The sequence below is a fragment of the Pedobacter sp. 10L46_2 genome, assembly GCF_056395165.1.
The window spans coordinates 1-3901 of the sequence record NZ_JBFTIZ010000364.1; the positions used below are offsets into that span (position 1 = coordinate 1).

General features: G+C 35.3%; 4 protein-coding genes. 1 reads left to right on the top strand and 3 read right to left on the bottom strand.

The genetic code is table 11. The features are described from left to right. Both AC1DDX_RS24925 and AC1DDX_RS24930 read right to left on the bottom strand, forming a co-directional pair. On the bottom strand, positions 1 to 534 hold a 534-nt coding region (locus tag AC1DDX_RS24925; RefSeq protein WP_477622784.1), incomplete at its 3' end, for a fumarylacetoacetate hydrolase family protein. A gap of 89 nt (positions 535 to 623) precedes the next feature. Continuing rightward, the gene (locus AC1DDX_RS24930; protein ID WP_246269574.1) at positions 624 to 1145 is read right to left on the bottom strand and encodes a T9SS type A sorting domain-containing protein; all 522 of its coding nucleotides are present in this window, start codon (positions 1143 to 1145) and stop codon (positions 624 to 626) included. 211 nt (positions 1146 to 1356) lie between these two features. On the opposite strand from AC1DDX_RS24930, the gene AC1DDX_RS24935 reads away from it, so the two are divergent. Further along, positions 1357 to 3309: a KUP/HAK/KT family potassium transporter gene (locus tag AC1DDX_RS24935; RefSeq protein WP_288883594.1), complete on the top strand. Its 1953-nt coding sequence runs from the start codon at positions 1357 to 1359 to the stop codon at positions 3307 to 3309. 272 nt (positions 3310 to 3581) lie between these two features. Here AC1DDX_RS24935 and AC1DDX_RS24940 read toward each other — a convergent pair. Next, positions 3582 to 3901 (bottom strand): amino acid permease C-terminal domain-containing protein (locus AC1DDX_RS24940; protein ID WP_477622785.1); only part of this gene is annotated, 320 nt, incomplete at its 5' end.

Sequence of the window (3901 nt, forward strand, 5' to 3'; positions counted from 1 at the left end):
GCCTTCCGGCGTACCGGTAAAAATAAGATCACCTTTTTTTAATGTAATGTATTTAGATACAAAGGCAATTATTCTCTCAAACGGGAAGAGCATATTTTTAGTATTGCCAATTTGCCTGGTCTCATTGTTGATTTTTAGCTCGAAGTCGAGGTCATATATGTTTGTGAATTGGGTTTTAGGAACAAAAGTACTTATGACAGCAGAATTGTCGAAAGCTTTGGCTAACTCCCAGGGTAAACCTTTCTCTTTATGTAGCGTCTGGATATCTCGCGCAGTAAAATCTATGCCGAGGCCCATTTCCTCATAATAATTGGGAGCGAACTTTTCAGAAATATGTTTGCCTTCTTTACAAATTTTCAAAACCACTTCAAGTTCGTAGTGTATGTCTGAAGAAAAATCTGGTATATAAAAAGGTTTGTTGTCTTTTAATACTGCGGTATCTGGTTTTAGAAATATAACCGGATTTTCCGGCGTTGGGTTATTTAGCTCTTTAATATGCGCGGCGTAATTACGGCCTATAGCGATTACCTTCATTTGTATTATGTTTTGTGAATAACACTAACCGCTGCTAAATTATACATTCTATACAGACGAAACAATTAGGAAGATTGATTAAATGTTGACTATAAAACTGAAATGCGTTTTACTACTGTTTCAGACCCTGCTACTATTTTTAAAAAATAGATACCTGGATTTAAACGATTGGGGATAGTATAGCTTTTGGTTTGTTCCCCAGAGGAAATGCGCTCATTTGAAAGCGTTACAACTTCATTGCCCAGCAAATCCATAATTTTAACAGAAAGATTTGACTCACGATCAAGTCTTAGCATTAAATTTACCTGATCGTCAACAGGATTAGGATAAACTTTTAAAACAGTAAGGATTTTATCTTGTTTAGTTTGAGTGGTTGGAACAACTTTTGCATTAGAGATCACATCATTATATTGTATAAATCCTAAGTTGTATTTGGGCTTGTACGTTGGTATGTTGACCTTGATTTGTGGTGTTTTGTTAATTCTCTTTGCCCTGGCACTGTTTATTGTACTGTCAGACTTTTGCGCAAAAACATTAACGCTGCCAAAGACACCCATGCAAATTATGCAGGAGATATGAAAGAGAAGCGCTATTCTGTGTTTCTTGCTCATGTTTGGTATTGCCAAAAATATAAATAATAAAACAAAAAAATCAATCATTTTGTTCAATAAAAAAATATTTAACAATATTTAACAAGTATTAACGTTTGGAGACCCTAAAGTTGTGGCGTAAATACCACATGTTGGGGTTCAAAAAAATCAGAAAACAATGCATTTACATAAGAATTACTGTAATTTTACCCACCAAAACAAAATAAGATAAGTGTCGAGTCAAAAGAATTTAAGTGCGCTCACCGCAGGAGGTTTACTTGTAAGTTTAGGGATCGTATACGGTGATATTGGAACTTCTCCTCTCTATACCTTAAAAGCCATTTTTAATTCAGTGGTTAATGGTGGGCAAAATGTTGATGTAAATCTTGTGCTTGGTGCTTTGTCTTGTATCATATGGACTTTAACCTTGCAGACTACTGTAAAGTATGTTGTTATTACATTAAAAGCGGATAATAAGGGTGAGGGTGGTATTTTTTCTTTATACTCCCTTGTTCGTAAAAATGCAAAGTGGCTTGTTATTCCTGCAATCATAGGTGGTTGTGCTTTGTTGGCTGATGGTATCATTACGCCAAGTATAACAGTTACCTCTGCTGTTGAAGGCTTGCAATTGAAATTTCCTTCTGTATCGGTAATTCCTATAGTTCTTGCTATCATTACTGCATTGTTTGTAATACAACAATTCGGGACTGATTTGGTAGGAAAGCTATTTGGTCCAGTTATGTTTCTGTGGTTTAGCACACTTGGATTATTAGGTCTTCTTTATGTTGTGCAGGATTTAAGTATTCTAAGAGCATTAAATCCATATTACGCTTATGAACTGTTGGTGAATAATCCGATGGCTTTATTAATATTAGGAGGGGTGTTTTTATGTACTACAGGAGCCGAGGCATTGTATTCAGACATGGGGCATTGCGGAAGAAAAAACATTCGCGTTAGTTGGGTTTTTGTAAAAACAACCTTGATTTTTAATTACCTTGGACAAGGTGTTTGGGTGTTGCAACATGGCAATTACAACACCACTTTGAATCCCTTCTTTGAAATAGTACCATCCGAATATCTGTTGTTTATGGTTGCACTTGCAACTTGCGCAGCGGTGATTGCCAGTCAGGCGATGATTACTGGTTCTTTTACTTTAATATCTGAAGCAGTAAGGTTAAATCTTTGGCCAAAAGTTAGAATCAATTATCCAAGTAATCAAAAGGGACAGATTTATGTTCCTTCTATTAACTGGATTCTTTGGGCGGGCTGTATCGGAATTGTATTGATATTTAAAAGCTCAGGGGCAATGGAAGGCGCTTATGGTTTGGCTATAAACCTAACCTTTCTTTCTACTACGATATTGATTGCAGCTTATATGAAGCGTAAAAAGGTTCCGATATATGTAATTGGAACTTTTTTAGTAATTTATATTTTACTCGAACTTACCTTCCTGATAGGAAATATGGCGAAGTTTTTCCATGGAGGTTGGGTAACGGTATTGATTGGATCTGCGTTGTTTACTGTAATGTGGAGTTGGTATGTTGCCAGGAAGATAAAAAACCGGTTTGTTAAATATGTTGAAATAGAGGATTATTTTGAGATAATAAGTGAACTAAGTAGTGATATTTCCGTTCCAAAATATTCTTCCCAATTGGTATACCTTACCAGTGCCAATTTTAAAACAGAAATAGAATCAAAGATTATTTACTCAATTATCCAGAAAGAACCCAAGCGAGCTGATGTTTATTGGCTCGTGCATGTTGACGTTGTTGATGAACCATTTACCCGGGATTATAAAGTAGAATTCCTGATTCCGGGAAAGCTTATCCGTATTGATTTTAAGCTCGGATTTAGGGTGGAACAAAGAGTTAATCTTTTATACCGAAAAGTGATTGAAGATCTGGTGAAAAATGGTGAGGTTGATATTACAAGCCAGTATACGTCTTTAAATAAACATAAGATTGCTGGTGACTTTAGATTTGTACTCTTAGAAAAACATCTATCTAAGTTTTCTAAACTGAGTTTCTATGAGCGCTCAATAATGGACTACTACTTTGTGTTGAAGCGTTTGAGCTTATCCGAAGAGCGAAGTTTTGGCCTTGACTCAAGTTACGTGGATGTAGAGAAAGTTCCATTAATCTTTGTAACTCCTGATGATATAGAGCTTAACAGGCTTCCGGTTTAATTGCACAAAAAAGGCTCCGGGGAGGAGCCTCTATTGTCGGCCTTCCAACCAGACAATTATAGGGATAATTAGGAGGGCAATTTAAATGGTAATCAAGTCCTTGAATACCATTTGTTTTTTACAATTATAAATGTAGAGATATATTCTCAAATTGTGGAATTATTTTTAATAAATATTTTTTTATTTTGAAAATATTGTATCGTTGGGCAATATTTTCTACAGTTTAAGAGAGTAAGGGTATTAAAAAAGGCTGCAATTGCAGCCTTTTTTATTTATATGTTGTTTTCTTTAAGTCTGAGTTTGCTGTGCTTAAAGCCATATAAGAAATAGACAAATAGACCGACAATCAACCAGATCCCGAATCCTATCCAATTGGATATACCCAATTCACACATCATATAGAGACAACTTATTAAGCCCAAAACAGGAATAAGAGAAAGATTTTTAGTAATGCAGTAGTAAATAATTACGAGGCAGATAAAAAAGAAAATCCACATAGGGATTTTGTGTTTAAAGAGTTTCCACCCACTTTCATACTTCTTTTCCAGGGCTAGCTGTGAATTGTTTATGAACTGCTCATACTGTTTGGAGG

Excerpts from the sequence above, each read along its gene's own strand:
- AC1DDX_RS24930 (WP_246269574.1), bottom strand. The coding sequence starts at position 1,145 with ATGAGCAAGAAACACAGAATAGCGCTTCTCTTTCATATCTCCTGCATA.